Annotated in this window: 26 protein-coding genes, 1 tRNA gene and 1 other RNA gene; 21 read left to right on the forward strand and 7 right to left on the reverse strand. The window is 27.6% G+C overall.

The window, feature by feature from the left end:
• Positions 1–51 precede the first annotated feature (51 nt).
• Positions 52–1,059, forward strand: a complete 1,008-nt coding sequence (locus tag HNP67_RS03940) for a PASTA domain-containing protein (RefSeq protein WP_184125137.1) — start codon at positions 52–54, stop codon at positions 1,057–1,059.
• A 49-nt stretch (positions 1,060–1,108) separates the two neighbouring features.
• Here HNP67_RS03940 and HNP67_RS03945 read toward each other — a convergent pair whose 3' ends face one another.
• A complete protein-coding gene (locus HNP67_RS03945; RefSeq protein ID WP_184125139.1) occupies positions 1,109–1,825 on the reverse strand; it encodes a 16S rRNA (uracil(1498)-N(3))-methyltransferase in 717 nt (238 codons plus the stop codon).
• 73 nt (positions 1,826–1,898) lie between these two features.
• On the opposite strand from HNP67_RS03945, the gene trxA reads away from it, so the two are divergent.
• The 8 genes from trxA to secG all read left to right on the forward strand — a co-directional run bounded on the left by trxA (position 1,899) and on the right by secG (position 8,974).
• Positions 1,899–2,252: a thioredoxin gene (trxA, locus tag HNP67_RS03950; protein WP_184125141.1), complete on the forward strand. Its 354-nt coding sequence runs from the start codon at positions 1,899–1,901 to the stop codon at positions 2,250–2,252.
• 83 nt (positions 2,253–2,335) lie between these two features.
• Positions 2,336–2,803: an rRNA maturation RNase YbeY gene (ybeY, locus tag HNP67_RS03955; protein ID WP_184125143.1), complete on the forward strand. Its 468-nt coding sequence runs from the start codon at positions 2,336–2,338 to the stop codon at positions 2,801–2,803.
• A complete protein-coding gene (locus tag HNP67_RS03960) occupies positions 2,804–3,583 on the forward strand; it encodes a hemolysin family protein (protein ID WP_184125145.1) in 780 nt (259 codons plus the stop codon).
• A complete protein-coding gene (locus HNP67_RS03965) occupies positions 3,580–5,550 on the forward strand; it encodes a tetratricopeptide repeat protein (RefSeq protein WP_184125147.1) in 1,971 nt (656 codons plus the stop codon). Before HNP67_RS03960 ends, HNP67_RS03965 begins: the two co-directional genes overlap by 4 nt.
• A 72-nt stretch (positions 5,551–5,622) precedes the next feature.
• Positions 5,623–6,630, forward strand: a complete 1,008-nt coding sequence (gene gap / locus HNP67_RS03970) for a type I glyceraldehyde-3-phosphate dehydrogenase (RefSeq protein ID WP_184125149.1) — start codon at positions 5,623–5,625, stop codon at positions 6,628–6,630.
• Between the two features lie 19 nt (positions 6,631–6,649).
• A complete protein-coding gene (locus HNP67_RS03975; protein WP_184125151.1) occupies positions 6,650–7,831 on the forward strand; it encodes a phosphoglycerate kinase in 1,182 nt (393 codons plus the stop codon).
• Position 7,832: 1 nt separating this feature from the next.
• Entirely contained in the window at positions 7,833–8,594 is a 762-nt protein-coding gene (gene tpiA, locus HNP67_RS03980; RefSeq protein WP_184125153.1) for a triose-phosphate isomerase, read from the forward strand.
• 17 nt (positions 8,595–8,611) lie between these two features.
• The gene (gene secG, locus HNP67_RS03985) at positions 8,612–8,974 is read left to right on the forward strand and encodes a preprotein translocase subunit SecG (protein ID WP_184125155.1); all 363 of its coding nucleotides are present in this window, start codon (positions 8,612–8,614) and stop codon (positions 8,972–8,974) included.
• Positions 8,975–9,067: 93 nt separating this feature from the next.
• Here secG and ung read toward each other — a convergent pair whose 3' ends face one another.
• Positions 9,068–9,739 carry a uracil-DNA glycosylase gene (gene ung / locus HNP67_RS03990; RefSeq protein WP_184125157.1) on the reverse strand — a complete coding sequence of 224 codons (672 nt, stop codon included), beginning with the start codon at positions 9,737–9,739 and terminating at the stop codon, positions 9,068–9,070.
• 81 nt (positions 9,740–9,820) lie between these two features.
• Here ung and HNP67_RS03995 point away from each other — a divergent pair, with 81 nt between their 5' ends.
• Positions 9,821–10,477 (forward strand): TrmH family RNA methyltransferase, encoded by a 657-nt coding sequence (locus tag HNP67_RS03995; protein WP_184125159.1) that lies wholly within the window; start codon positions 9,821–9,823, stop codon positions 10,475–10,477.
• Here HNP67_RS03995 and HNP67_RS04000 read toward each other — a convergent pair.
• A complete protein-coding gene (locus HNP67_RS04000; protein WP_184125283.1) occupies positions 10,474–11,163 on the reverse strand; it encodes a queuosine precursor transporter in 690 nt (229 codons plus the stop codon). The genes HNP67_RS03995 and HNP67_RS04000 overlap by 4 nt on opposite strands.
• Positions 11,164–11,239: 76 nt before the next feature.
• On the reverse strand, positions 11,240–11,914 hold the full coding sequence (locus HNP67_RS04005) for a queuosine precursor transporter (protein WP_184125161.1): 675 nt from the start codon (positions 11,912–11,914) through the stop codon (positions 11,240–11,242).
• A 112-nt stretch (positions 11,915–12,026) separates the two neighbouring features.
• Here HNP67_RS04005 and ssrA point away from each other — a divergent pair.
• Positions 12,027–12,388, forward strand: a transfer-messenger RNA (tmRNA) gene (ssrA, locus tag HNP67_RS04010).
• 84 nt (positions 12,389–12,472) lie between these two features.
• Here the strand turns inward: ssrA and HNP67_RS04015 are convergent.
• Positions 12,473–12,544: transfer RNA gene (locus tag HNP67_RS04015), tRNA-Gly, on the reverse strand.
• A 150-nt stretch (positions 12,545–12,694) separates the two neighbouring features.
• Here HNP67_RS04015 and bpuR point away from each other — a divergent pair.
• On the forward strand, positions 12,695–13,063 hold the full coding sequence (gene bpuR / locus HNP67_RS04020) for a transcriptional regulator BpuR (protein ID WP_184125163.1): 369 nt from the start codon (positions 12,695–12,697) through the stop codon (positions 13,061–13,063).
• 21 nt (positions 13,064–13,084) lie between these two features.
• Here the strand turns inward: bpuR and HNP67_RS04025 are convergent, their stop codons facing one another.
• Positions 13,085–13,630 (reverse strand): ribonuclease HII, encoded by a 546-nt coding sequence (locus tag HNP67_RS04025; RefSeq protein ID WP_184125165.1) that lies wholly within the window; start codon positions 13,628–13,630, stop codon positions 13,085–13,087.
• A 91-nt stretch (positions 13,631–13,721) separates the two neighbouring features.
• On the opposite strand from HNP67_RS04025, the gene HNP67_RS04030 reads away from it, so the two are divergent.
• The 4 genes from HNP67_RS04030 to phoU are packed head-to-tail and all read left to right on the forward strand — an operon-like array spanning position 13,722 to position 18,312.
• A complete protein-coding gene (locus tag HNP67_RS04030) occupies positions 13,722–16,169 on the forward strand; it encodes a chromosome segregation SMC family protein (protein ID WP_184125167.1) in 2,448 nt (815 codons plus the stop codon).
• A 25-nt stretch (positions 16,170–16,194) separates the two neighbouring features.
• On the forward strand, positions 16,195–16,596 hold the full coding sequence (locus HNP67_RS04035) for a hypothetical protein (protein WP_184125169.1): 402 nt from the start codon (positions 16,195–16,197) through the stop codon (positions 16,594–16,596).
• Positions 16,593–17,630: a hypothetical protein gene (locus HNP67_RS04040; protein ID WP_184125171.1), complete on the forward strand. Its 1,038-nt coding sequence runs from the start codon at positions 16,593–16,595 to the stop codon at positions 17,628–17,630. Before HNP67_RS04035 ends, HNP67_RS04040 begins: the two co-directional genes overlap by 4 nt.
• A 10-nt stretch (positions 17,631–17,640) precedes the next feature.
• Positions 17,641–18,312: a phosphate signaling complex protein PhoU gene (phoU, locus tag HNP67_RS04045; RefSeq protein WP_184125173.1), complete on the forward strand. Its 672-nt coding sequence runs from the start codon at positions 17,641–17,643 to the stop codon at positions 18,310–18,312.
• A gap of 87 nt (positions 18,313–18,399) precedes the next feature.
• Here the strand turns inward: phoU and HNP67_RS04050 are convergent, their stop codons facing one another.
• Positions 18,400–19,251 carry a protein-glutamate O-methyltransferase gene (locus tag HNP67_RS04050; protein WP_184125175.1) on the reverse strand — a complete coding sequence of 284 codons (852 nt, stop codon included), beginning with the start codon at positions 19,249–19,251 and terminating at the stop codon, positions 18,400–18,402.
• A gap of 187 nt (positions 19,252–19,438) precedes the next feature.
• Here HNP67_RS04050 and HNP67_RS04055 point away from each other — a divergent pair, with 187 nt between their 5' ends.
• The 5 genes from HNP67_RS04055 to HNP67_RS04075 are packed head-to-tail and all read left to right on the forward strand — an operon-like array spanning position 19,439 to position 26,934.
• Entirely contained in the window at positions 19,439–20,941 is a 1,503-nt protein-coding gene (locus HNP67_RS04055; protein ID WP_184125177.1) for a peptidylprolyl isomerase, read from the forward strand.
• A gap of 12 nt (positions 20,942–20,953) precedes the next feature.
• A complete protein-coding gene (locus HNP67_RS04060; protein WP_184125179.1) occupies positions 20,954–22,483 on the forward strand; it encodes a pallilysin-related adhesin in 1,530 nt (509 codons plus the stop codon).
• Between the two features lie 8 nt (positions 22,484–22,491).
• Positions 22,492–23,238: a 1-acyl-sn-glycerol-3-phosphate acyltransferase gene (locus HNP67_RS04065; RefSeq protein WP_184125181.1), complete on the forward strand. Its 747-nt coding sequence runs from the start codon at positions 22,492–22,494 to the stop codon at positions 23,236–23,238.
• Between the two features lie 16 nt (positions 23,239–23,254).
• A complete protein-coding gene (locus HNP67_RS04070; protein ID WP_184125183.1) occupies positions 23,255–25,054 on the forward strand; it encodes a DNA topoisomerase IV subunit B in 1,800 nt (599 codons plus the stop codon).
• Positions 25,054–26,934 (forward strand): DNA topoisomerase IV subunit A, encoded by a 1,881-nt coding sequence (locus HNP67_RS04075; RefSeq protein WP_184125185.1) that lies wholly within the window; start codon positions 25,054–25,056, stop codon positions 26,932–26,934. Before HNP67_RS04070 ends, HNP67_RS04075 begins: the two co-directional genes overlap by 1 nt.
• The last annotated feature ends 42 nt before the right edge of the window (positions 26,935–26,976 follow it).

Raw genomic sequence — 26,976 nt, forward strand, 5'->3', positions numbered from 1 at the left:
AGTTTTAATAATAATGGCAATTTAGAAAATAAATTTTCTAATGAAGACGAATTGTTTAAAAATAAATTAGATCTGACTCAGAGTAATAAAAATTGCAATAATGAGATGTTGATTTTGCCCAAACCCACAATTAAGGCATTGCTTTTAGTTATTTTTGGATCTTTAATTGTTTCTTTTGCAATTTTCTTTGTGGTTTTAGAAAATAACGAGATTACAGTAGTTCCAAATCTGTATTCTCTTACTATTGAGGATGCTGTTCTTGAATTGCAGAGAAAAGAGTTGATCCCGCATATTGAATTTAAATTTTCTTCAAGCGCTCTTGATAAAGGGAAAGTAATAGATCAGGGCCCAAAACCAGGAACTGTTTTAAGACATGGCAATAAGGTTATAATTTTCATTAGCAAAGGAGCTATAATAAACAGAGTTGATAATTTTATTGGCAAAAACATTGACGATGTTATTATTAATTTAAATGCTAATTCTTTTGATAATTCTAAATTACTTTATCATATTGTTAAGCCTCTTGAGGTTGAGAGTGAATTGCCAAAAGGCATAATAATTCGTCAAAATCCATCACCAGGTAGTCAAATATCAGGTTTAACGGATCTTCAATTTTTAATTAGTAAGGGTAAAGATCGTTTGGAAAAACATGTTAAAAATTATATTGGAATTTATTATAAAGATGCAATTGCTTCTCTTTTAAATGATAGCATTAACTTTGACATTGATTTGGCAAATACTAGTGATTTTGGAAATATTATTTTTCAGTCTATTCCACCCGAAACTAAAATAAGTGAATCAGATAAAATTTTAATTACTATTGCAAGGCCCAAGGTTGACAATAAAATTGTTTTTGGAATTTTAACTTATAAATTAAGGCAACATCCATCTTATGTTGATATATCTGTTAGGTTAAAAGGCTTGGATGGTAAAAATTCTTTAATTTATTCTTTTAAGTCAAAAGGAGGATTGATTAAATTGCCCTATGAGGTTCAAAAAGGTTCTACGATTGAGCTTTATATTTATGATAAGCTGATCAATCAAACAGTTATAAATTAATTGTGCTCAAACAGATTGACTTCAAATGATAAAAAAATCTAATATAAAATCACATATTAATTAGTTTTGATGCTGCAATAATAGATGCAGCAATTATGGCTGTTTCTGTTCTTAAGATGTTTGAGGATATGCTATAAGGGGAGAAATTATGTTGCGCTATTAATTGTTTTTCTTCTTCCGTAAATCCTCTTTCAGGACCCACAATAATGGCTGCATTGTTTATTTGTTCTATATTAATTAAATTTTTTTCACTATTTTTTTCAAGCAATATTTTTATTTCAAAATTTTCTTGTTTAATATATTTAAGACTGTCTTTCAAATTTTTCATAATTTTTATTTTTGGTAAGTACGTTATTCTCCCTTGCATTGCTCCGGCTATTAAATGTTTTTCGCAGTCATTGTTTTTAAAAATTTTAGAATTTAAATATGATTTTTCAGTAAGCTCAGTGTTAAAAAAAATTATTTCGTATATTCCAATGCTAGCAAGTTCTTTTATGATTCTTTTGGCAACGATTGGTCTTATCATTCCAATTAGTACATTTAATTTTTTAAGTTTATTAGATTCATCTATTTTAAAGATTTTCTTGAAAAATAGTTTTTTATCTTTTTTGTAAATGCAATGGTAAATGTTTTTCTCTCCAAGAATACCAAATTTAAATTTGTCGTTATCTTTTAATTTTAAGATTTTAACAAGATGTTCTGCCCTAGTATCATTTAGTGAAATTCCTGTTTTAAATTCATTGAAAGTTATTAACATTAGATTCATTTCTTATAATTCCTTATTATTAATATTGTATTTGTGATATAATTTTAAGTCGATAGGGGGGCATGTAAAATATATGGCTATTTCTTTAACCAAAGAAGATTTTGTTGTTAAAGTTTTTGATTATAAAAATAATAAAGAGTGGAATTTTAGAGGCTCAAGGCCTGCAATAATTGATTTTTATGCTAATTGGTGTGGTCCATGTAAGATGCTTTCTCCGATTTTTGAAAAACTTTCTAAAAAGTACGAGGATAGCATTGATTTTTACAAAGTAGATACAGACAAAGAGCACGATATTTCTTCTGTGCTTGGAGTACAAAGTCTTCCAACTATTCTTTTTATTCCTATTGATGGTAAGCCAAAGGTTTCTGTTGGCTTTTTACAAGAAGATGCTTTTGAAAACATAATTAAGGACTTTTTTGGTTTTTAGTTTGCAAAATAAAATAATTTGATTGCTATAGCGATTAATCATATTTGTAAGTTATATATGGATTATTCTAGGGTATATTTAATTTGTCCAGATCTGATTTGAATTTATTTGTAGAAAATGTTAAATTTGAACATCTTAGTGTTTTTTATGATTTTATTATATCTGTTTTGAATGCTCTTTCTATTAGCGATTTTGAACTTTCAGTGATTCTTTGTGATAATGTTTATATACAAGAATTGAACAAGAAATTTAGAAACAAGAACGAGCCAACCGATGTTCTTTCTTTTAATTATAATGAACATAATGAGCATAACGAAAATTTGGTTGATTGTATAAATTATAAAATACAAGGAGATCTTGTCATATCTTTTGAATATTTAAAATTTAGCGCGCAAGAGTTTAATGTTGAAATTTATGAAGAACTTCAGCGTGTCACTATTCATGGGATTTTGCATTTAATGGGGTATAAACATGAAACTAATGATTTTCAAAAGGAAGGTATGTTGATTCTTCAAGAAAATATCTTAAGAGAAAATAAAAGGGTATTTTAGATGTTGGGATTTTTTAATTTTAAAAGCAAAAAGAAGAAAAAAGGAAGCCCAGAAAATGATCTTGAAGATAAGTCGAATATTGGAACTTCTTTGATAAGAAATTTCAATGCGCTGAAAGAGACTATTGTAAAAGAGATTATGATTCCTAGGATAGGAGTTATATTTGTTGATTATGCTAAGAGCAAGGACGAGCTTTTAAAGGTTGTAACATCTAGCAGTCATTCAAGATTTCCTGTGTATCATGGTACTATTGACAATATTGTTGGGATAATTCATACAAGAGACATACTATTGCATATGTGTAAGAAAGATTTCTACGAAATAGACTTAAAAGATATTATGCGAAAGGTTATGTTTGTTCCTGAAAGCAAAAAAACAGACTCTCTTTTAAAAGAATTTCAAGAAAATCATGTTCATATTGCAATTGTGGTTGATGAGTATGGTGGGGTTTCAGGGCTTGTAACTCTTGAGGATATTCTTGAAGAGATAGTAGGTGACATTCAAGATGAATTTGACAATGAGCTTGATGAAATTGTTTGTCTTGATGATGGGTCTTATCTTTGCGATGCAAGAATTTTAATAGAGGATTTAAATGAGAAACTTAATTTAAATTTGCCAAATGGAGACTTTGATACTCTTGGGGGTTTCGTTTATGATCTTTTTGGGAGGATTCCTTTGAAAAATGAAAAGGTGGAATATAACAATTTGGTTTTTTCGATTAAAAATATGCAGCAAAGAAATATTAAGGTAATAAAGATTTCCGAGAAGGAAGGTTTATGAATTTTAATCGGTTTTTAATGTTATTCCTTTTTAATTTTAGTGTACTATTGGGAAGTGATGCTACAGCATTAGGACATTATCAAAAGGCCCGTGAGTATTATTTATCTAAAAGGTATTATGATGCTATTGATGAGCTTGTTGAGGCTATAAAAATTAATCCTAATTATTATGAAGCTTATAAATTTATTGCATCAATTTACTATTCCCTTAAGATATATACTCAAGCACAATTTTTTATAGAGAAAGCTTCTAAAATGTCTAATGAGGATACTGAGTATAAAATTCTTTATGCAAATATACTATTAAAAAATAATAAAATTGCTCAAGCAAAAAAAATCTATTCTGAGGTTTTAGTTAAACAGAGAAATAATATTGATGCTTTGGTTGGACTTGCTTCAATTTTTGAAAAAAATGGATTATTTATAGCCGCTGCTAATTATTATTTATCTATTCTTGATTATAGTCAAAATAATTATAGTGCTTTTGAACATCTTATTGATATTTATCAAAGGCTAGGAATGCATGACAAGATTAGGCATTTGATAAATAAAGTCAGGGTAAATTTTTTATCTTTTCCAGATTTTCATAAAAGAGTGGCTGAATTTTACATTAGTATTAATAATTTGGGGCTTGCTGAAAAGTATGCTTTAAATTATTTGGCTTTAATTGAAAGCTCTTATAAAGATTTTGGGGTTGTTGATGCGTATCGATTGCTTGCGCTTGTTTATTTGCATGAATTTAAATATGAGGATGCAATAGAAGCCTTGCAGAAAGCTATTTTGGTTAATAAGGATTCTGATGAGCTTTATTATTTATTGGGGTATTCTTACTTAAAATTTGGAGATATTGAAAAGGCTATTTTAAATTTGGAGCGAGCTAAAAATCTTAAAAAAGACTTAGAATTTTATAATATTGCTCTTGAGGAGAGTTTTTTTGCATCTAATTTTAGAAATTTTTTGAAAAATAATTCCAATGCTAAAATTTCTAAGCATTATGAAAATGAGGGTCTTAAAGCTTTTAAGTCTTTAAATTTAAATAAGGCATTGTTTAATGCAAAAAATGCTGTTGATATTTGGCCCGATAATGATAGTGCTAGGTTTTTGCTTTCAAAAATATATAAGCTGATGAATTTAGATATTATGGCCTATGAGCAGCTCTTTTATTTAGCAAAACAGAGAAATTCTATTGATTCTAGAATTTTAGATTTTTATGACGTTGTGTCTTTTGATATTAGGAAGTCTTTATTTTATAAATATGGATATAAAAGCATTGCTGATTTTAATAAGCTTTACGATGACAGAGTGGTTTATAAAATGGCAATTTTTACTCAAAGTGAGAATAAGTTTTTTGGGGCAAATGATTTGATATTAAGATACGCTGAAAGGGTGCTTGAACGTAATTTAAATATGGAAATAGTTAACTATAATTTTGATTACAATAAAAATAGAGACTATTTGATTAATAATTTTTCCGAAGGATTTTCTTATTCAAGAAATAATAATTTGGATTTATTTTTAATTTTTGATTTTAAGGCAGATATTTTAAAAAATACAGCCACTTTGGTAGTGAATATTTTTTCAGGTAAAACAGGGATTAAGGTTGTTTCTTTCTCTTATGATGTGGGGGGTATTAATTATTTAAGCAATGCTTTAAATTCTCTTTCAAAAGATTTTCATGATTATTTGCCAAAGAAAGGAAAGATTCTTCAAATTAAAAATGACGATGCTCTTATTAATCTTGGGCAAGTAAACAGTGTTGTAAAGGGGGATGTTTTTTTGATTCTTAAAGAGGGCGCGTTAAACAGTGATACTAGAGATTCTGGTTTTATTGTTTACAAAAAATCAGATATTTTAGGAGAGATTTTAATTGAGGATATAAGTGATTATATTTCTAGAGGCACTATAAAATCTTCTACTTTTTTAAAGGATTATATCCAAGAAGGAGCTACTGTGCTTATAAAAAGATAGTTTGACACTTGTTATTAATTTATGATTTAATAATTTTAGTAAGAATAAAATCAAAAAATTGGAGGATTTTGTATGAAATTGGCTATTAATGGCTTTGGTCGTATTGGTAGAAATGTTTTTAAGATTGCTTTTGAAAGAGGAATTGATATTGTGGCAATAAATGATTTAACAGATCCTAAAACTCTTGCACATCTTTTAAAGTATGATTCGACTTTTGGAGTATATAATAAAAAAGTTGAGTCAAGAGATGGTGCTATTGTTGTGGATGGAAGAGAAATAAAAATTATTGCTGAGAGAGACCCAAAAAATCTTCCTTGGGCAAAGCTTGGAATTGATGTTGTAATTGAGGCAACAGGTGTTTTTTCATCAGCAACTAGTGATAAAGGGGGATATCTTGATCATGTGAATCATGCTGGGGCTAAGAAAGTTATTTTAACAGTTCCTGCTAAAGACGAGATTAAAACAATAGTTCTTGGTGTAAATGATCACGATATTAATTCTGATTTAAAGGCTGTGTCAAATGCTTCATGTACAACCAATTGCTTGGCTCCTCTTGCAAAAGTACTTCATGAATCATTTGGAATTGAACAAGGACTTATGACAACTGTTCATGCTTATACTAATGATCAAAGAATTTTGGATCTTCCTCATTCTGATCTTAGACGAGCAAGAGCTGCTGCACTTTCTATTATTCCAACTTCAACCGGTGCTGCAAAAGCAGTTGGACTTGTTTTGCCTGAACTTAAGGGTAAGTTAAATGGGACTTCAATGAGGGTGCCCGTGCCAACAGGTTCAATTGTTGATCTTACAGTTCAACTCAAGAAAAAAGATGTTACAAAAGAAGAGATTAATTCTGTACTCAAGAAGGCATCAGAAACGTCTGAGCTTAAAGGTATTTTGGGGTATACGGAAGATCCAATTGTATCTTCAGATATAAAGGGAAATTCTCATTCTTCTATTGTTGATGGCCTTGAGACAATGGTTCTTGAAAATGGATTTGCAAAGGTGCTGTCATGGTATGATAATGAATTTGGATATTCTACAAGAGTTGTAGATCTTGCTCAAAAACTTTTAAGATAAGTAGGCTTAAGGTAATAAAATGTCAATAAAAACAGTAAAAGACTTTAGTAGCTTTGCGGGTAAGCGAGCTTTAGTAAGATGTGATTTTAATGTTCCCCTAAAAGAGGGGAACATTAGTGATGATACTAGAATTAAGGCTGCATTGCCCACAATAGAGTATCTAAAAGAAAGAGGAGCTAGGATTGTGCTTGTAAGTCATTTGGGTAGACCAGAGGGAAAGAAAAATCCTAAATATTCTCTTAAACCCGTTGCCAATAGATTATCAGAGCTTTTAGACCAAGATGTCAAGATGCTTTCTGATTGTATTGGAAGTGAAATTGTAAATAGTACCTTGCAAATGAAGGATGGGGATGTTGTATTACTTGAAAATGTAAGGTTTTATGCAGAAGAAGAGAAAAACGATAAAAATTTTGCAAAAAAACTTTCTGAGAATGGAGATGTTTTTGTAAATGATGCCTTTGGTGCAGCTCATAGAGCTCATGCTTCAACTGTAGGGGTTTCTGATTATTTGCCATCTTTTGGTGGATTTTTAATGGAAAAAGAAGATAAATTTCTTGGCGGAGTATTAAAAAATCCTGAAAGGCCATTTGTTTCAATTATTGGTGGTTCTAAGGTTTCTTCAAAGATTGCGGTATTAGAATCACTTTTGTCAAAGTCAAATGTAGTTATGATTGGTGGTGGAATGGCTTATACTTTTTTGCATTCCCAAGGATATTCTATAGGCAAATCTCTTTTAGAGGATGAATATATTGATATAGCCTCTTCTTTTTTAAGGAAAGCAAAAGAGCTGGGTGTTAAAGTAATTTTACCGCTTGATCATATTGTAGCTAGTGATTTTGATAAAAATTCAACTCCTGAGTATATTGATTCCTTTAATATTCCTGAAAACAAGATTGGCATGGATATTGGAGTCAATACTTTAAAAGAAATTGAAAAGGTTGTAAAAACCGCCAAAACTATAATTTGGAATGGTCCTCTTGGTGTATTTGAATTTGATTTATTTTCAAAAGGAACTGCTAAGGTTGCCGAAATGGTGGCATCTTGCTCAGGTTTAACTGTTGTTGGTGGTGGAGATTCTGTTGCAGCTGTTAATAAATTTAATTTATCTGATAAGATTACCCATGTTTCAACAGGTGGTGGTGCATCACTTGAATACCTTGAAGGGAGAATTTTACCGGGCATTAAGGTTTTGGAGGATTAAAATGAGAAAAACATTTTTAGCGGGAAATTGGAAAATGCATTATACAAGTTCAGAAGCTTCTATTGTTGCAAAAAAAATTGCAACTGAGGTTAAGACCTTAAAAGATGATGTTGTAATAATGATAACTCCTCCATTTACGGCTTTATCTAAGGTTTCAGAATGTATTAAGGGCAGTAATATTCTTCTTGGTGCTCAAAATATGTCTTATATGGAAAGTGGAGCAAGGACAAGTGAAATTTCACCTTCAATGCTTTTAGAATTTGGAGTAGAATATGTTATCCTTGGTCATTCTGAGTGTAGATTGTATTTAGCAGAAACAGATGAAATAATAAATAAAAAGATTCTTGCAGGACTTAAGCATCCTTTTAAATACTTAATTCTTTGTGTTGGAGAAACTCTTGATGAAAGAGATTCTGGAAAAACTTTGGACGTTGTTTTAAATCAGGTTAAAAAGGGGTTAAACTGTGTTCCTGAATCAGATATTAAAAGGATAATTTTAGCTTATGAACCTGTTTGGGCAATTGGAACGGGTAAAACCGCAACTAAAGAGGAAGCAGAAGAGGTTCATAAGGCAATTAGACTTGAGATCATGAAGCTTTATTCAAAGTCAGCTTCAGATAGTATTATAATTCAGTATGGAGGCTCTGTTAATTCAAGCAATATAAAGGAGCTTATGAATGAGCCCAATATTGATGGTGCGTTAATAGGTGGAGCATCTTTAAAGGCTGAATCTTTTTTATCTATAATTAATAATGTTCTTTAGTTAAAGAGGTTTTTGTTTTGGATTTGGTTAGATTTTTTATTTTTATAATTTTTGTGATTGTTTCAATTTTTATTATCCTTTTAGTTTTAATTCAAGATGAGCAGGGTGATGGAATAGGCGGTGTTTTTGGAGGCGGTAGTTCTTCTATTTTTGGAGCAAAGTCTTCAAGTGTTGCTGTAAAAATTACTGGATTTTTTATAGCACTCTTTTTTATCTTTGTAGTTTTGTTATCTTTTCTAAATACCAGAAGAGCAGATAATAGCTTTTTAAATGATATAAAGACTGAAAACAAGAATAGTTCAACTTTCTGGGATGATGAGAGTAATGAATCAGATACTAATATTAATGAAATTAAAGAAAACAATTTGAAAGAAAAATAATTTAAATTGTTTACTGTTATTATTTGCATGTGCTATGAATATATTTGCGCAAAGCTTTTTACATAAAGGAATTTTAAATAACTTATATTAATTTTATTGAAAGTTTATTATATTTTTATTGTGGTTTTTTAAATAATTTAAAGCACTACTAAAATGATTTGATCCTAAAAACCCATTGTTTGCTGAATATGGAGATGGATGGCTTGTTTCAAGAATTAGATGCTTTGTTGGGTCAATTAGTCCTTTTTTACTTCTTGCTAAATTGCCCCAAAGCATAAACACAATGTTTTTCAAATTTTTAGAGATTATTTTTATTACTTCATCTGTAAAAATTTCCCATCCAATAGCTTTATGAGAAGAAGGCTTGCCTTCCTCGACTGTTAAGATTGTATTTATTAGAAACACACCTTGAATTGCCCATCTTTTTAAATCTCCGTTTGGGATTGTTTTTATTTTTAAACTTTTTTCTATTTCTTTAAATATGTTTTGCAAAGATGGTGGAATTTTGATTTTTGAATCTACAGAAAAAGCAAGTCCATTTGCTTGGTTTTTCCCATGGTATGGATCTTGTCCAATTATTACCACTTTTATGTCTTTAAATGGTAAAGAATTAAAAGCATTGAATATAAGTTTTGGAGGAGGAAATATTTTCCCATTTTTTGTTTTATATTCATGTTTTATAAATCTCACAAGTTTTTTAAAGTATTCTTTGTTAAATTCATTATTTAAAACTTCTTTCCAAGATTCTTCAATTTTTACTTTCATTTTTGTATTATATAAGAAATAGTTTGTAATTTGAAATATATTAAAGGACGTATTTGTTATTTTTAAAATTTAATTTTTATTATGGATAATGATGTATTAAAAAGAATAGGTGTTTTGTCTAAATTTATTACAGATGAAAAAAAAGCTAGGATTGAGAAAGTATTAAGTATTCGCACTAATTATTTAACATTTGTGTTAGAAGACATTTTTCAGTCTCAAAATGCAAGTGCTACTATTAGAACAGGCGAAATTTTAGGACTTAGTGATGTTCATGTTATTGAAAAAAAGAATAAGCATACTTTAAATCCAGATGTTACTTTAGGATCTTCACAATGGATAAATTTAAATAAGTATAAAAATTCTAAGTTTGCAATTGATAAGTTAAAGTCTGATGGATATAGTATAGTGGCCACATCTTTGAATCCCAGATCAATAAATCTTGAAAATTTTGCAATTAATAATAAAATGGCGGTATTTTTTGGGACTGAATTAACAGGGCTTAGTGCAGAAGTATTGCAGGCTGCTGATTTATATGTAAAAATACCTATGTATGGATTTACTCAAAGTTATAATATTTCTGTAGCTGTTGCTATAGTCATGTATTCTTTATTGATTCGCTTAAGAAAAAGTAGCATTGATTACTTGTTAAATGAAGTTGAAAAATCAAATTTGAGATTAAAATATTATAGACAAGTTGTTAAAAATTATCAATTTATTGAAAATCTTATTAATCCTTAAACCTCTTTTATTTTTTTCCAAGAATTTAGAAATAGATAAAAAATGGTATCGATTGCAATTATTATTAATGTAATAATTAGAGAGCCTCTTGTAAGCTCGATATTTTTTGTTTCAGGGTAGAATTTAAGTATTGTATTTATAGATATTGAAACTAGCAAATTAGCCAGATATCCAGAAATTAGTCTTGATAAAGGGTGAATTATCCATAAAGATTTTATTTTTATTTGCTTAAAATAATTATATAGTAAAATGTTTATGTATTGGGATAGAAAAAATACATACGTTCCAATTAATATTGTTAAAATGTATGTAAAGTTATTAAACAGTATTTTAAAATGAATATCTGAGGTGTCTAATTTATTATGATTGAATAATATCATAAAATTAATCATAATTGTGAAAGTTATGTTTAACAAAAGGCTTAATATCACTGAATTTGTTGCTTCTTTTTTGCTGTATTTTTCTATCATTAAGTTTAAAGAGAATGATGCCGATAAAAAAGTAATGCCTGATAAATTTAAGGACATTCCAAATGCTTTTAAATTTCTTAATATTATAATATTTGATATTGTAGAAATAATTGCGTTAAAACAAAAAAGTCCGGATTTTCCGAAAAATCGGTAAAGAATTCCCAATGTTATGTATGTAAATAGAAACATTCCTATCCACAAGCTTAAATCAAACATATCTTTATTCATGACATTTAATTGTATCAGATTAATTACCTCAGATAAAGTTTTTTATTTATGCAAATTAACTTTTTCATTTTTGAAGTTTTATATATTTTGCAAAATATATAAAAGGCGTTCCCAAAATTCCCGCTAAACCTTTAATTAGATATGTGGAAATTACTATATCTAGGAAAGCTTGCCTTGGAAATACTTTAAAATATGTTGCTATGCCTACAAAAATTGTTGTATCTATTAAGCCACTTATTAATGTTGATCCATTGGTTCTAATAAATAAAAACTTAGGGAATTTTTTTTTAATAAACTGATATAGATATACGTCGTTTAATTGGGATACTAGGTATGCAGTGAGAGAGGCTAATAGTAAAGCTGGTATTGAAGAGAAAATGTTTTCTAAACTTTTAAAATTTTCTTGAGTTCTATTTGATATAAAGTGAATTTGTGCATTTGTTAATACTGCAAAGACAATAAAGCTAATAAATCCAATATAAACGGCTTTTTTTGAAGTTTTTTTCCCATAAAATTCTGAGAGAATGTCTGTTGCAATGTATGATGATGCATAAATAATGTTGCCCAATGTAGCATTAATTCCAAATATTGTAATTTGTTTTAAAACTTGAATGTTTGCTATAATAATTGCTACTGCAACCCATGCAAATAATCCGTTTTTTTTAAAAAAAAGGGACACAATAATTAAAAATGAATAAGTAGTAAGTAGCATGGCAAACCATAAAATTTCATTAAACATAAAATTACCTTTTACTAATATCGGATTTTTTATTATAAAATTTTAGCTTACTTTTTTCAAATAAGGTAGTATTGTTGTTTTCTTAAAATTATGTTATAGTGGCCCTATATGAGGGGATGTTTTGGATTTGACTAAAAATGCTAATATTGTAAGTTGCAGGCAGAGGGAATCTCTTAAAACTTCTAAAATAAATGCAAAAAATAATAACTTTACAAGCTCAAATCTTGTAATGGCTGCTTAAGTTAGCAGAGGGTTTTGTTGAATTTGGCTTTGAGGTTCACTTATACTCTTTTTGACATCGAAGCTTGCTTAAAAATGTTTTCAAGGTGATTTTTAGGGACTTTTATACTTGAGAGCAATTTGGCGGTTTGCTAGTATTTCCAAACCATATTGCTTAATAAAATACTAGATAAGCTTGTAGAAGCTTATAGTATTGTTTTTAGGACGCGGGTTCAATTCCCGCCATCTCCACTTATTTCTTTGCTTATCCTTTTAATATAATAATTCTTATTCTTAAAAAGCATCGCTGAATTTAGAAAACGTGAAGACATTATTTTAAGCGTCCTATCGGAATCGAACCGACATCATTAGCTTGGAAGGCTAAGGTAATAGCCATTATACGAAGGACGCAATACAATAATTTACTTATATAAAAAAAATCAATTTATGTCAATAAGATTTATTATAATGTTATTTTTAGCTAGTAATTTTTTTTTTAAATAAGTACAATTAATTTAACTTAAATGTAGTCAAGTACAAAAACTTGTGTGGAGGAAATTGATGGGAGAGAGAGGGGAAGTATACTCTGAGAAACTATTTACAGAGTCTGAGAGAACTTATTTTTTTAATGTCAAGGAAAATAGAAAAGGAGATTATTTTTTAAATATTGTAGAGAGTAAAAGAAGTCCAAGTGGAGATTTTGAAAGACATTCTATTTTTGTATATGAAGAGAATATAAGTGAGTTTGAATCCAATTTGCTTAAAGCAATAGCGGTTATTAAGCAGAAAGTATCTACAGGGTCTGGTGGTTCTTCTGAAAGGCATAATAAAGTGTATGGTGAATATGGAGAGAGATCTAAATTAGACGATTCTAGATTTGATAAGAAATCTCATTTATCAGGCGGTCGATTTAAAAAGAAGGATTATTAAATATTTATTATTTTTATTTTTTTAAATTAGTTTAAAATTTTTTCTATGAAGGCTTAAAACCCCATATTTCTTTATTGCATTTTTATGTTCTTTTGTGGGGTATCCTTTATTTTTTTTGAGTAAATATAATGGATAAAATTTATCGTATTCATCCATTAGTTTATCTCTTTTAACTTTAGCAATAATTGAAGCAGCCTTTATTTCGTCTATTATTGAATCTCCTTTAATTATTGCTTTTACATTTTTTGCTGTTATTTTGGGGACAAATTTACCATCTACAAGAACTAAGTTGCAATTTAATTTTAGGTTTTCGTATGCAGTTTGCATTGCAAGTAGGGATGCGTTGTGAATATTTATTTTTTCTATTATTACATTTGAAATTTCAGCAAATGCATAATATGAGTTTTCAAGTATCAATGAGGATAGGTACTCTCTTTTTTCTTTTGTTAGTTTTTTAGAATCATCCAATTCCTTTATAAAGTTAGGTTTTTTTTTGAAAACTACAGCAGCACTTAGAATAGGTCCAAAAATACAGCCCCTTCCAACTTCATCTATTCCGCAAATCATAATAGACCTTTTTTTAAAATATTTTTATTTATTATAATATGAAATTGTAGATTTATCAGTAATTGGTTTTTAATTTTAATTAGGAGTTAGTTTGGTTTTAAAAAAAATAGTGCTTTTAGGGTTTAAATCTTTTTTAAATAGACAAGAGTTTGAAATAGGTGAAAATTTAAGTTTTATTGTGGGTCCTAATGGATGTGGGAAGAGTAATCTTATTGATGCTGTACGTTTTTGTATGGGAGAAGATAATTTAAAATTTTTAAGGGTCGAAGATATTTCTGATTTAATTTCTGTTTCAAAATTAGGAAAATCAAATTTTGCAGAAATAACTCTTTTTTTTAGCAACAGTAACTCTGAAAAAGTGACTTTAAAGGAACTTGAAGGAGATTTTTATATTCGTAGGCGTCTTTATAGGGATGGTTCAAGTGAATATTATTTTAATAATAAAATTTTAAATTTTCAGGATTATAATAGACTTTTGAACAGGTTTAAGTTCAAAAAATCACCTTATATGTTTATAACTCAAGGTAAGGTTGAAGACATTTCTTTGGGAAGAAATGTAAGTCTCAAATCTTTAATTGAACAGGCAAGTGGAATAGATGTTTTAAAAATTGAAGAAGAAGAGGCCTTAAAAAATTTTAAGCAGTCTAATCAAAATTTGTCATCCTTGTTGTCCCTGCAAGAAAATTTAAGGCAAAAGTATAACAACATAAAAAATGTTTACCTTTTGAGAAAAAAACATCAAGAATTAAGTCAAAAATTAGAAGCTTTAGAAAAAACAATAACATTAAAAAAGCTTTTCAATATTAATTTTGATCTTAATGTCTTGAAGGGTGAATTAAATTTAGATGGGTTGAGTAAATTTTTGTCTTCTAGTTTTAAGGAAAAGTTAGAATTTTATTCATTTAGAGAAAAAAATGTTATCAATAATATTCAAGAATTAGAAAAAGATCTTGAGTTTATGAAGTCTAAAATTCTTGGGCTAGATATTAAAATTCAAAAATTAGAGCAAGAAAAGAAGTTAAAGATGAATTTGGAAGATAAGTTTGTCAAGAGCAAATCTGAGTCCGAAGAGAAGAAAAATTCTATAAATAACAATTTATATCAATTAAATAGTTTACTTAAAGAAAAGAAAAATGAATTTTTTTCTTTAAGTGACGAGATTAATAGGTATACTAAAAGTTTTTTTGAACTTGTTGATTTAATTGTATCTGTATTAAAGAGCGCCAAATCAGAAGAGTTTGTTTTATTAAAAGAGAATATATTAGACTCCCTTAAACTTTTTGAAGAATCATTGAGTATAAAATATATTAAAGAGATTAGAGTAAATTTAATCAAGTATATAAGTAAAGATGAGAATCTTTTGGCTTTATTGAGGGATGAAATTGAGCCTATTTTCGATCAAAATGTTAATTTAAAAAAATTTTTGCTTGAAAAAAATGCTTTAAAATCGAATTTTGCCAAAGAGATAGCAAATATCGAGAGATTAATTGAAGAAAAGACTCTTCAATTAAATGATGTATTAGGTGAGCTTGAGTATATAGAGCTTTCTAAATTTAAAAATTTAGATGAAATTAAACTTATAGATGGTAATTTAGAATTTTTATTTGAATCTAAGAATAGTCTTGATGAAGAGCTTAAAGATTTGTATTTAAAGCTCGAGAATTTGAATATAGAAAAGAGCGATATCCAGCTTAATTTAAGTAATCTTATTGGTACTTCAAAATTCAGTAGCGAGCCTTTTAAGGAGGAAGATTTTAGTTCTTTAGTTTTTTTAAATGATTTTAAAAAAACTAATTATTATGAATATATAAAAAAACAAACAGAATACGAATTTCTTTTAAATTCTAATGTAAGTATTAAGAGCGAAATAGAAAATTTCAATATTTCTAATCAAATGTCTGATAAATTTAAATTGGAAGAAGATCTTGCAACCAGAGAGTTGTTGTGCAAAGAGATCGATGCAATCAATCTGGGTGATTATGTATTTTTCAATATTGATAAAGAATTTGATGAAACTAAGGATCGTTTTGAAAAAGTAAGTTTACAAGTAGAAGATTTAAAGCTTTCAAAATATTCATTACAAAAGCTTCAAAAAAAAATAAAAAATGAGATTTATAAAAAATTTAGAGAATCATTTGATGAGATTAATAAAAATTTTTCTTATTTTTTTAAAAAAATTTTTAAAGGAACTGCCAGTCTTTTTTATAATGAAAATACTGATAATGTTGAGATTAGAATAAATTTTTCAAACAAGTTCGTCAAAACCAATAATATGCTTTCAGGAGGCGAGAGTACTTTGGTTAGTATGGCTTTTTTATTTGCACTTTATTATTATTCTCCCGCTTGTTTTTGCATGCTTGATGAAATAGATGCGGCTCTTGATTTTGAGAATAGCAAAAAACTTTCTTTACTTTTAAAAGAATTGGGGAAAAAGATCCAACTCTTAGTAATAACCCATAATGTATATGTTTCTGAGGGTAGTGAAAATTTAATAGGTATTACACTTGATAATGGTGAAAGCAGGGTGTTTAATATATAATTAAGTTAGATTCAAGGAAATTAACATGCAAGACAGAAAGTTTAGTTTTAGAAAATATTTTTTAATCTTAATATTTTTGATTTTTATTGTTTCGGGCATTACTTATTTCTATGCAACACAAATGTTAGAAAAATCTCAAAAGTTTGTTGAAGACAATTTAGATGCTAAGGTTAAATTAGTTGATATGGAAGATTTTTATTTTGATTTAAATGAATGTCTAAATATGGATGATTTTTTTATTCCAAGGCCTGATTTTTTAAATGAAAATTTAAATAAGAATTTGGTTGTTGATGGGTTGATTAAAAATAAATTTCTTGATGAGAATTTTTTCAAGGATCTTTGGATTAAAAAGGAAAATTTATTTAGGGTTGATATTGAGAAGGAGAATGAAAAATTAATAGATAAGATTTTAGAAATTTCCAAATGATTAAAATATATTTGATTTATATAAGTTTGCTATTTATTGTTTTTGAAGTTTGTTCTAAGCCGGCTTTTATAAGTCAAGGTGATTCATATGAGCTTGATTTTAGTAGTAGAGAGATAGATATTAATGTAAATACCAATTCAAAGTTTAATCTTTCTTTTAAAGATGAGTCTTGGATTTATATTAAAAGCATTGAAAATGAAGCTTTTATTAAGTTGATTAGAGAATCTTATAATAACGGCGTTGTTTTTACTTTTCAAACTTTTAAAAAAGAAGGCAAAATTAAATTGGTTTTCAGTTATCAAAATGTTAAAGATTCAAGTGAATTTAATAAAATAATTATCTTGAAAATTATAAAGAAGTTTGAAGTTGGAATTCCACATAGCGGCGTCGGCCCTAACAAGGACAAGAACATTGGAAGTGTTAATAGTCTTGAACTTGGAAGGGATAGTATTAATGGAGTAACCTCTAAAGAGATTATTGCCAGGGCTTTGAATTTATCTTACATAAATGATTATAAAGGAGCAATAGATTTGCTTAATAAGTATAATTTTAATGACGATAAATATATTTTATTGAAGGCAGAAATTTATTATAAAAATAGGGATTATTTAAAGTCTTATGAAAATTATTTGAAATTGAAGAACAGGTGCTTCCACAGCATTGTTTTTAATCTAATTAAGCTTGGTATAGAATTAAATATTAAAGAAGAGGTTTTGGAAAACGCCAGATATTTAGTTGAAAAGAATGTTGATTTTTCTGAGAGTATTTATCTTGAGATCTTTGAATTTTTAGTAACAAGGGGAGAGCATGAGTTTGCTTTAAATTTTAGTTCTCTTTACTTTCCTAAGTATATTAATTCAAGCTTTTCAGACAAATATAGTTATTTGTTGGGAAAACTTTATGAGTCTGAGAGCAAGCATAAAGATTTTTTAAAGGCCTTGTATTACTATAAATTGGTTATTGATAATTACCCTTTTAGTTATTATTATGAGAGAGCTAAGATAAGATATTTGTTTTTAAAGCGGTTTTTTTAGGAGATACGATATGATAAGGAGAAGGCTTACTAAACAACTTGAAATAATAAAAGATTATCTTTGGGATATGAAAGAATGTGTGCTTAAGATTATAGATGATTCTTTAATAGCCTTGGAATCTAAAGATAAAAATTTAGCTAAAAAAATAATCAATGAAGATGAAAAAATAATAGATGATTATCAGTACGATATCGAGGATTTGTGTGGAAGAATAATTGCTACTGAGCATCCTGTTGCTACAGAGCTTAGAGAAATTTTAGCAATTATTAAAATAATAAGTTCTCTTGAAAGGATTGCAGATCATGCCACTAAGATTGTAAGGGTTGTTCTTCTACTTGAATCAGATTTAGATGATTTTGATTTTCTTAATCTGTATTTTAAACCTTTAAGAGAAATGGCCGATACAGCTAAAGAAATGTTGTCTGATATTTTTGACGCATATTTTGATGGAGATTTTACCAAAATATTAAAGATAGTTAAGTATGACAATATTATAGATAAATTATTTTCAAAGCAGAAAAGTATTGTTATTGATGCAATGAAAAAAAATCCTGAAAATTTGGATTATCTTATAAATATTTTATTTTTGAATAGTTTCTTAGAAAGAGTAGGCGATCATGTAGCAACAATTGGCGAATTGCTCTATTTTATTAGAATAGGTGAAAAAGTAAACTTAACTTAGCAGCACTATTTTTACACCTTTTAGCTAAATAAATTTTACGTAATATAAAATTTATTTTATTATAAAAAGAATTAATGCTCATGAGCATTAATTCTTTTTATAGGTGGCAGGCATTATGTATTCAAGATTTTTGTTTCCCCTGATTGTTTCTGAATGTCCAATTAAAAGATAAGAGCCCTTTTTAAGATAGTAGTTGAATTTATTGGCAAGGTTGTTTCTAGTTTTTTCATCAAAATAGATCATAACATTTCTGCAAAATATTAGGTCAAATTTTTTGCTAAATGGAAATGTTTCATCCATTAAATTTAATTTTTTAAAGTAAACCATTTTTTTTAAAATTTCTTTAACTTGAAATTTGTCATCTTGAAGTTGATTTAAATATTTAGTTTTTAAATATTTGGGCAAATTTATTATACGATCTTCAGGATAAATCCCTTCACTAGCTTCATTTAGAACACTAATTGAAATGTCTGTTGCTAAGATTTTGACCTTGAAATTTACTTTATTATGTTCCATGTATTCTTTTAGTATCATTGCAATTGTATAAGGCTCTTCACCACTTGAGCAGCCGGCTGACCATATTCTAATTTCTGAGTTTTCTGAGTTTAATATTTTTTCAGTAAGTTTGGGTAATATTTTATTATTTAAAAAATCAAAATGCTTAGATTCTCTGAAAAAATAGGTATGATTTGTTGATATTTTATCTACTAATTCGATTAATTGAATATTCCCATTGCTTTTTTCTAAAAAGTTGATGTATTCAGTAAAATTTTTAAAACCTTTAACTTTCAAAAGGGATGATAATCTGCTTTCAATTAGCAGCTTTTTTTTTTCGCTGAGATTGATTCCAAAATTGTTGTAAACTATTTTTATTAATCTTAAAAGTTCGTCCTTAGTTATATTTATATTAAGGTTAAATTTGTTTTGATTCATATTCATATACTTTTGATTTTATTCTCCTTTTTATCCAGAGAGATTTGTTTTTATATTAGAAATGTAAATATTTTTTTAGTTCTATAATACTTAAGCGTATAGCTTAAGTTAGATATTTCAATTGCAATAATTTTTCAATTGTGATAATTTAGTAGTTAAATTATTAGTATGCTTACTTATTAAGGGTTGTTTTATGCGAAAAAGAAGTAGAAAAGTCAAAAATGATTTACTTGAGCTTGAATCTAAAGAAAAAAAAGTTGGTATGTGGGGTATTTTTGCTCTTATTTTAATTGTTTTCGGATTTATTATTGCACCTTTACTTCCAGGGATATTTGATAATGCTCATTCATCGGGTTTAAAATTTGGTTCTTATAAAGGTCAACCTATTTACTATAAAAAAGATAGTAAGTTTGCCAAATATGTTAAATATTATTCAAATCTTTATTCTAGATTGCAGGGCAATGCTAAAAATATTAATACAGATTATAATGCCTGGTATTTGGCATTTATGAAATATGTTGAGGATCTTGCTTTTTTAGACTTAGTAAAAAAATATAATTTTTATATTTCTAAGGAAATGCTGAATAAAAATCTACTCAGATCTCCAGAATATTTAGACTCTAGTGGAAATTTCAGTTCTAAAAGATATAATAAAGTTTCTGATTATCAAAAAGTTAAAATTTATGATGATATGGTGGAAAATATATTGTTTTCTAATGTGAAAATTTTTTTAAATAGTAATTTGATATTTCCCGATTCTCTTTTTGATCTGATTAAAGATATGAGCACTGTAGAAAGGCATATTTCATATCTTTCTCTTTCCTATCAGGATTTTTCTAATAAAGAGGTAATATCTTATGCTGAGAAAAATTTAAATTTATTCAAACGTATATCGCTTGCGTCTATTCGTTTTAAAAATATGAATGATGCTCGGAATGCTTATGATAAGCTATTAAACAAAACCCCATTTGAAGAGCTTGCTAAGCTTTATTCAGATGATATAGCTAATTTCAAGGGCGTTGTTTCTTTGGATAAATATTATTTTGATTTAGATCTTAATGTTGAAAAGAAAGAAGATCTAAATTCCATTTTTTCTTTAAGAGAAGGTGAATTTAGTAAGCCTATTAAGATTAGAAATAAAAATGAATATCAAATATATAAGGCATTTGGTAATATTCATGATTTTGATAAAAATTCAGATCGTGATATTAGTTCTATTAAAAATTACATTGAAACTTATGAACCAAGAGTTATTGAAGGTTATTTGGAAAATAAGCTAAATGATTTTCTTGGTGACGTTAAATTTAGCAGTTTAAGCCAAGTTCTTGAAAAATATCAGCTTAGCTTAAAAGAAGAAATTGTTAATTTATCTTATAATGTTAACATTTATCCCAATACTTTAAAAGAGTTGGTTGAGTTTAATAATAGCAAGTCTTTTTATAGTATTATTTTTGGATTAAAAGAAAATTCTTGGTCTAAGCCTTTTGTAGCAAATAAAAAAGTTTATTTATTTTTTCTTAAGTCAGCCAAAAAAAGATCTAATAGACTCAAAGAAGAGATCAAAAATGAAAAACTTATTGACAATTTTAACATTGCAAATAGTGGTTTGATTACAGATTTTTTGCTAAATAAAAAAGATTTTGTTAATAATTTTAATGAGTCGTTTTTTGCTTTGCAAAACTTTAGTCAAAATTAAGAAATGAATTTTATGACAAAGGTTTTGGTTGTTAGTGTAATTGCTCTGAGTAAGGATAAAGCGTTAATTCGGTTTTATAATTATTTTTATAAATTTTTATTTTTATTCTTTTTTTTTACATTGCTTGCTTGTACCAAAGTGAGCAAAGATTTTATTGTTTTTAATAAAGATGTAAAATCTTCTTCCAGAATCGATAATCCAAATTCTAATGTTTTAGAAGTTAATAAAATGGAAGATTTTTTTGGAGATATTATAGATTTAAAAGGTTATAAGATTCTTTTAGTTCAGCAGGAAAATTTAAATTTAGATGTGTATTTTGAACAGGTGGTTTTAGCTCAAAATTTTTCAAATCTTAATGCGTATTTGTTTATTATTGGTTTTGATCCTAAAGTTAAAGTCGGAAAGATTCTTTTTAAAACTCAAATAGATATTGATCCAAAAAATTCTTATAACATGTATCTTGAAGATATTACAGGCGATTATGATTTCAATATAGTTGTTCAGGGATTTTTAAAAGATAAATCTGTTTTGTATGTTTTTCAAAAATCTGTTTTAAATGATGTTTCTTCTTATAAGCCTATATTTTTTGACAAAGTTAATGGAACTATTCTTATCAATAAGTATGCAAGATCGTCGGCTTATGAAGAAAACAGATCAAGAGAAAGCTATTCTATTTCTTTAGAAAAATATGAAAAAGTGGGGGAAGATTTAATAATCAGCAAGATTGAAAAATATGAATATTCTCATGTTCAGGGCATATATTATCTTTCTTCTGTGAGTGAAAAAGTTGGTAAAATTGATAATAATATTTATAAAACTTTAAAGAATTTAAGAAAAGATGAAGTTTATAAATTTTTGCATGGAGTTTGGTATGATGTTCATGGCTATAATAAAAAGCATAGCAGAGATATTGAGGAAGTTTTATTCTTGTCTTTTGAAAGGCAATCAAGCGAGATTAATCTTTTTAGAAAAAATTCTCAAGAAGTTGCAAAGATTGAATATATTTCAAAACCTGCTTACAATACTCTTAATGTTAGTGCAAAGTCTCTTTTTTCAGATTTGATAGTTTACAACTTTTGGATAAAAATTGTAGATAAAGAAAATATTGAAATCAAAATTGACACTAGTACGAATTCTTATGATAATAGTGGATTTTCGGGGGCATTTAAGAGATTTGATGAGAATGTCTTAAATGTTAAAAAAGGGGGTAGTGATGTTTATTTTATTCCTAGTGGAAATTACGTGTATAAGGACAAAATTTATGATTTTTCTTACCCCCATTTAACTTATATTGATGAGAATAAAATTTATTATGGTATTTTTAATATTTTTCCTTTAAAAAATAATTTTGTTCTTGAATATGAGATTGACATGGGTAGTTACAAACTTGTTGAATCTTTTTTTCTTGAGCATAATGAAAGAGTTGTTCAAAAGCAAAAATTTTCTACAATCATTTTAAATCCTATTAAAATTTTAAAAGATGATGTAAGCTTAGTTAAAGGGCAAAAATTAAAGCTCGAGCGAATAGAAAAAATAGGATAATAGTTTTTATGAAAATATTGAGAAGTATTATAACTTATTTTAATGTTTTGTTGTTTTTTTTGATTTTAATTTTTTTTTTATTTCCTCTTTACTTGGTTTGTAAAATTTTTTTACTTGAGAGTTATGTTGTTAGACTTAGTTTCATTATGATGCGGGCTTGCATTAAAATTAGCTTATGGCTTGCTGGAATTAAAATTATTGTTACGGGTTCTGAGAATATTCCTAAAAAAAGCAATGTAATAATAATGGGAAATCATATTGCGGCTATGGACCCTTTAATTTTTATTTATACTTTTGCCTGTCCATTTGTAATATTGGCAAAACATTCTTTGCTTAGGGTTCCTTTTGTGAATATTGTTTTGATTGTTATGGGCGTTATTTTTGTTAATAGAAGGAGCATAAGATCTGCTGCTGCTGCTGAGGCTAAGGCAATAAAGGTTATGAGAGAAGGCAGATCTATAGGAATTTTCCCTGAAGGTACTAGAAATAGAGGGGGGGATACTAAGGTTTTTAAAAAAGGTGCAATTAAGATGGCATTAAAGACAGGAACATCAATTCTTCCTGTCACTCTTTATAATACTAATAACTTTTTTATTAAAAGTATTATTTTTAATTCTGGGCTATCTGTTTATATTCATATTCATCCTTTGATAGATATTTTAAAATTAAATGAGTATGAAAAAGAGAATCTAACCAGTATTATTAGAGATCAAATAGTTAAAAAGCTTGAAACTATTAAAACTATTAAAATTTAATTAAGCAAGGATTTAGATGAAGACTCAAAATTATGATGAAAGTAAAATAATCACCTTATCTTCTCTTGAACATATTAGATTAAGATCTGGTATGTATATTGGACGTTTGGGAGATGGCTCTAATATTGATGATGGTATTTATGTTTTAATTAAAGAGATAATAGACAATTCAATTGATGAGTTTATTATGGGTTATGGAAATGAAATTTTTATAAAAAAAGAAGATAATCTTATTTCTATTAGGGATTATGGTAGAGGAATTCCTCTTGGAAAAGTTATTGAGAGTGTTTCGGTTATTAACACTGGAGCCAAGTATAATGATGATGTTTTTCAATTTTCTGTAGGGCTAAATGGGGTTGGGACTAAGGCAGTTAATGCTTTAAGTTCAAAATTTTTAGTAAGATCAACAAGAAATGGCAAATCTTTTGAGGCTTTGTTTTCTAAGGGGAAATTATTGGAATCTAGAGAAATAAAATCTTCTGATAAAGATGGCACTTATGTTGAGTTTTTAGCAGACTTAGAAATATTTGGAAAATATTCTTATAGTGAAGATTTTCTCAAGAGGAGATTTTTCCATTATGTTTGTTTGAATAAGGGACTTATTATAAACTATAATGAACAAATTTTTGAATCTAAAAATGGTCTTTTAGATTTTTTGAATTCAGAAATTAAAAGTGATGATTTACTTTATGATATTGTTTACTATTCTAGTAAAACTTTGGAATTTGCTTTTTCCCATACAAATAATTATGGGGAAACTTATTTTTCATTTGTTAATGGGCAATATACCAACGATGGAGGTACCCATCAGACTGGTTTTAGAGAGGGCTTTGTAAGAGCTATTAACGATTTTCTTAAAAAAACATATTCCTCAACAGATATTAGGGAAGGACTTGTTGCAACTCTTTCTGTTAAAATTAAAGATCCAATATTTGAAAGTCAAACTAAGAATAAGCTTGGAAATGTTGAAACTAGGGGCAATGTTGCAAAGGAAGTACAGAAGATAATTTCTGAGATTTTATATAAAGATAAAATACTTGCAAAATTAATTGAGAAAAAAGTAGTTGATAATGAGCGACTTAGAAAAGAGCTAAGTAGTGTAAGAAAAGAAGCAAGAGAGAGAGCAAAAAAAATATCTTTTAAAATTCCCAAACTTAAGGATTGTAAATTTCATTTTAATGACAGCAGTAAGCAGTCAGAACAAACCATGATTTTCTTAACAGAGGGGGACTCTGCAACAGGTTCAATGGTGTCTTGTAGAGATGTTTATACTCAGGCTATATTTTCTCTTAGAGGAAAACCTCAAAATATGTTTGAAAAGAATAAATCTGAGATATACAAAAATGAAGAGCTTTATAACATGATGGTAGCTCTTGGCATTGAAGAATCAATTGAAAATTTAAGGTACAATAAGGTTGTAATAGCAACCGATGCAGATTTTGATGGATTTCATATTAGAAATTTGTTGTTAACTTTTTTCTTGACTTTTTTTGAAGATTTAATTTTAAATGGTCATATGTATATTTTAGAAACTCCTCTTTTTAGGGTTAGGAACAAAAAAATCACTATCTATTGTTATTCTGAGGAAGAAAAGCAAAAAGCCATTCTAGAGCTTAAAGGGGGATGTGAAGTAACAAGGTTTAAAGGCCTTGGTGAAATTTCTCCAAATGAATTTAAAGGTTTTATTGATATTAATAGCATTAAGCTTACAAAGGTGGACCTTTTTAATATTAAAGAAATAAAAGAGAAATTGGGTTTTTATATGGGGCAAAATACTCCTGAGAGGCGGAATTTTATTATGGAGAATTTGATTTAATGGATATTAGAACTGTACTTAAAGATAATTTTTTACAATATTCATCTTATGTTATTAAAGATCGTGCTATTGCTAGTGTTGTTGATGGGTTTAAACCAGTTCAAAGGAGGATTATACATTCTCTTTTTGAAATGCATGATGGCAACTTTCATAAAGTTGCAAATGTTGTTGGTAATACAATGAAATACCATCCTCATGGCGATACATCAATTTATGAGGCTCTTGTTAATATTGCTAACAAGGACCTATTTATTGAAAAGCAGGGCAATTTTGGTAATTTGTTTACAGGTGATCCTGCTTCTGCTTCTAGATATATTGAATGTAGGTTAACTCCGTTGGCTTTTGATGTTCTTTACAGCAAAGAGATAACAATTTATGAATCTTCTTATGATGGAAGAAATAATGAACCTTTGCTTTATCCTGCCAAAATTCCTGTTATTTTAATTCAGGGAAGTGAGGGAATTGCTGTTGGAATGGCAGCTAAAATATTGCCTCACAATTTTAATGAGATTTTAAATGCAGTAAAGAGCGAGCTTCTTGGAGAGAATTACAATATTTATCCTGATTTTCCAACAGGAGGAATAGTTGATGTTAATGAATATGCTGATGGTAATGGTAAAGTTTTAGTTAGAGCTAAAATTGAAACCATAGATGAAAAAACAATTGTAATAAGGGAATTGCCTTTTGGTGAGACTACTGAGAGTTTGATATCTTCGATTGAGAGAGCAATTAGAAAAAATTATATTAAAGTTTCAAGCATTAATGACTTTACTGCTGAAAATGTGGCCATAGAACTTTCTTTGCCTCGAGGTGTTTATGCAAGTGAAGTGATTGAAAAGTTGTATCATTATACAAATTGTCAGATATCAATCTCTGTTAATTTATTGTTGCTTAGTGAGAGATATCCTGTTGTCTATACTATTAAAGATCTTGTCAAGTTTCATGCAGCCCATCTTCAAAAAATTTTAAAGATGGAACTTGAATTGCAAAAAAGTAAGATTCTTGAAAAGATATTTTATAAAACACTAGAACAAATTTTTATTGAAAAAAAGATTTATAAGTTTCTTGAAACAATTTCTAAAGAAGAAAATATTGTAAGTATAATATTGTCAGAGGTTTTAAGGTATAAAGAGTATTTTTCAAGGGAAGTTTTAAAAGAAGATGTTGAAAATTTGCTTAAAATTCCAATTAGAAAAATAAGTCTTTTTGATATTGATAAGAATTCCAAGGATATTAAAATTTTAAATAAAGAATTAAAGAGTATAAATAGCAATATTTCTTCAATAAGAGGATATTCAATAAACTTTATTGATTTATTACTTGCAAAGTATTCTAAAGAGCATCCAAGAAAGACTAAAATTTCTTTAATCAAATCAAAGAATGTAAAAGAAATAGCTACAAAAAATATGAAAGTTTATTTAAACCTGGCAGAAGGTTTTGTAGGAACTAGTCTTTTTGATGGTGAATTTATTGGGAATGCTAGTTATTATGATAAAATATTAGTTTTTAGAGAAAATAGTTATGTTCTTAAAAATATTGAAGACAAAACATTTATAGATAAAAAGAATGTATGGGCTTTAATTTATGATATAAATAATTCAAAAGAGCAAATATTTTCAATAATTTATCTTAATAGACTTGACAATTTTTATTATGTTAAAAGGTTTAAAATAGACAAATTTATTACAGATAAAGTTTATGAATTTTTGGGAGAAAATGATGAATTTGTCGATTTTTCATTGAGTCCCAAATTTGTAGAATTTTTGACAAATAAAGACATTGTTAAAAGAATTGAAATTGATAATTTTATGGTGAAGTCAAGAAGCTCTATTGGGAAGCGAATTTCAAGTAATAATTTGAAAAAAGTTAAATTTAAATAATTTTAAAAACCTTTTTTTAATTTCATTAATATGCTACCATAG

The sequence above is a fragment of the Borreliella californiensis genome (assembly GCF_014205885.1).
Classification (GTDB): Bacteria; Spirochaetota; Spirochaetia; order Borreliales; family Borreliaceae; genus Borreliella; species Borreliella californiensis.

Bases quoted from the DNA above. Each gene is read 5' to 3' on its own strand.
- HNP67_RS03945 (WP_184125139.1), bottom strand. From the start codon at position 1,825: ATGAATCTAATGTTAATAACTTTCAATGAATTTAAAACAGGAATTTCA.
- trxA (WP_184125141.1), top strand. From the start codon at position 1,899: ATGGCTATTTCTTTAACCAAAGAAGATTTTGTTGTTAAAGTTTTTGAT.
- HNP67_RS03960 (WP_184125145.1), top strand. From the start codon at position 2,804: ATGTTGGGATTTTTTAATTTTAAAAGCAAAAAGAAGAAAAAAGGAAGC.
- HNP67_RS03965 (WP_184125147.1), top strand. From the start codon at position 3,580: ATGAATTTTAATCGGTTTTTAATGTTATTCCTTTTTAATTTTAGTGTA.
- gap (WP_184125149.1), top strand. From the start codon at position 5,623: ATGAAATTGGCTATTAATGGCTTTGGTCGTATTGGTAGAAATGTTTTT.
- HNP67_RS03975 (WP_184125151.1), top strand. From the start codon at position 6,650: ATGTCAATAAAAACAGTAAAAGACTTTAGTAGCTTTGCGGGTAAGCGA.
- tpiA (WP_184125153.1), top strand. From the start codon at position 7,833: ATGAGAAAAACATTTTTAGCGGGAAATTGGAAAATGCATTATACAAGT.
- ung (WP_184125157.1), bottom strand. From the start codon at position 9,739: ATGAAAGTAAAAATTGAAGAATCTTGGAAAGAAGTTTTAAATAATGAA.
- HNP67_RS03995 (WP_184125159.1), top strand. From the start codon at position 9,821: ATGGATAATGATGTATTAAAAAGAATAGGTGTTTTGTCTAAATTTATT.
- HNP67_RS04000 (WP_184125283.1), bottom strand. From the start codon at position 11,163: ATGTTTGATTTAAGCTTGTGGATAGGAATGTTTCTATTTACATACATA.
- HNP67_RS04005 (WP_184125161.1), bottom strand. From the start codon at position 11,914: ATGTTTAATGAAATTTTATGGTTTGCCATGCTACTTACTACTTATTCA.
- bpuR (WP_184125163.1), top strand. From the start codon at position 12,695: ATGGGAGAGAGAGGGGAAGTATACTCTGAGAAACTATTTACAGAGTCT.
- HNP67_RS04025 (WP_184125165.1), bottom strand. From the start codon at position 13,630: ATGATTTGCGGAATAGATGAAGTTGGAAGGGGCTGTATTTTTGGACCT.
- HNP67_RS04035 (WP_184125169.1), top strand. From the start codon at position 16,195: ATGCAAGACAGAAAGTTTAGTTTTAGAAAATATTTTTTAATCTTAATA.
- HNP67_RS04040 (WP_184125171.1), top strand. From the start codon at position 16,593: ATGATTAAAATATATTTGATTTATATAAGTTTGCTATTTATTGTTTTT.
- phoU (WP_184125173.1), top strand. From the start codon at position 17,641: ATGATAAGGAGAAGGCTTACTAAACAACTTGAAATAATAAAAGATTAT.
- HNP67_RS04050 (WP_184125175.1), bottom strand. From the start codon at position 19,251: ATGAATATGAATCAAAACAAATTTAACCTTAATATAAATATAACTAAG.
- HNP67_RS04055 (WP_184125177.1), top strand. From the start codon at position 19,439: ATGCGAAAAAGAAGTAGAAAAGTCAAAAATGATTTACTTGAGCTTGAA.
- HNP67_RS04060 (WP_184125179.1), top strand. From the start codon at position 20,954: ATGACAAAGGTTTTGGTTGTTAGTGTAATTGCTCTGAGTAAGGATAAA.
- HNP67_RS04065 (WP_184125181.1), top strand. From the start codon at position 22,492: ATGAAAATATTGAGAAGTATTATAACTTATTTTAATGTTTTGTTGTTT.
- HNP67_RS04070 (WP_184125183.1), top strand. From the start codon at position 23,255: ATGAAGACTCAAAATTATGATGAAAGTAAAATAATCACCTTATCTTCT.
- HNP67_RS04075 (WP_184125185.1), top strand. From the start codon at position 25,054: ATGGATATTAGAACTGTACTTAAAGATAATTTTTTACAATATTCATCT.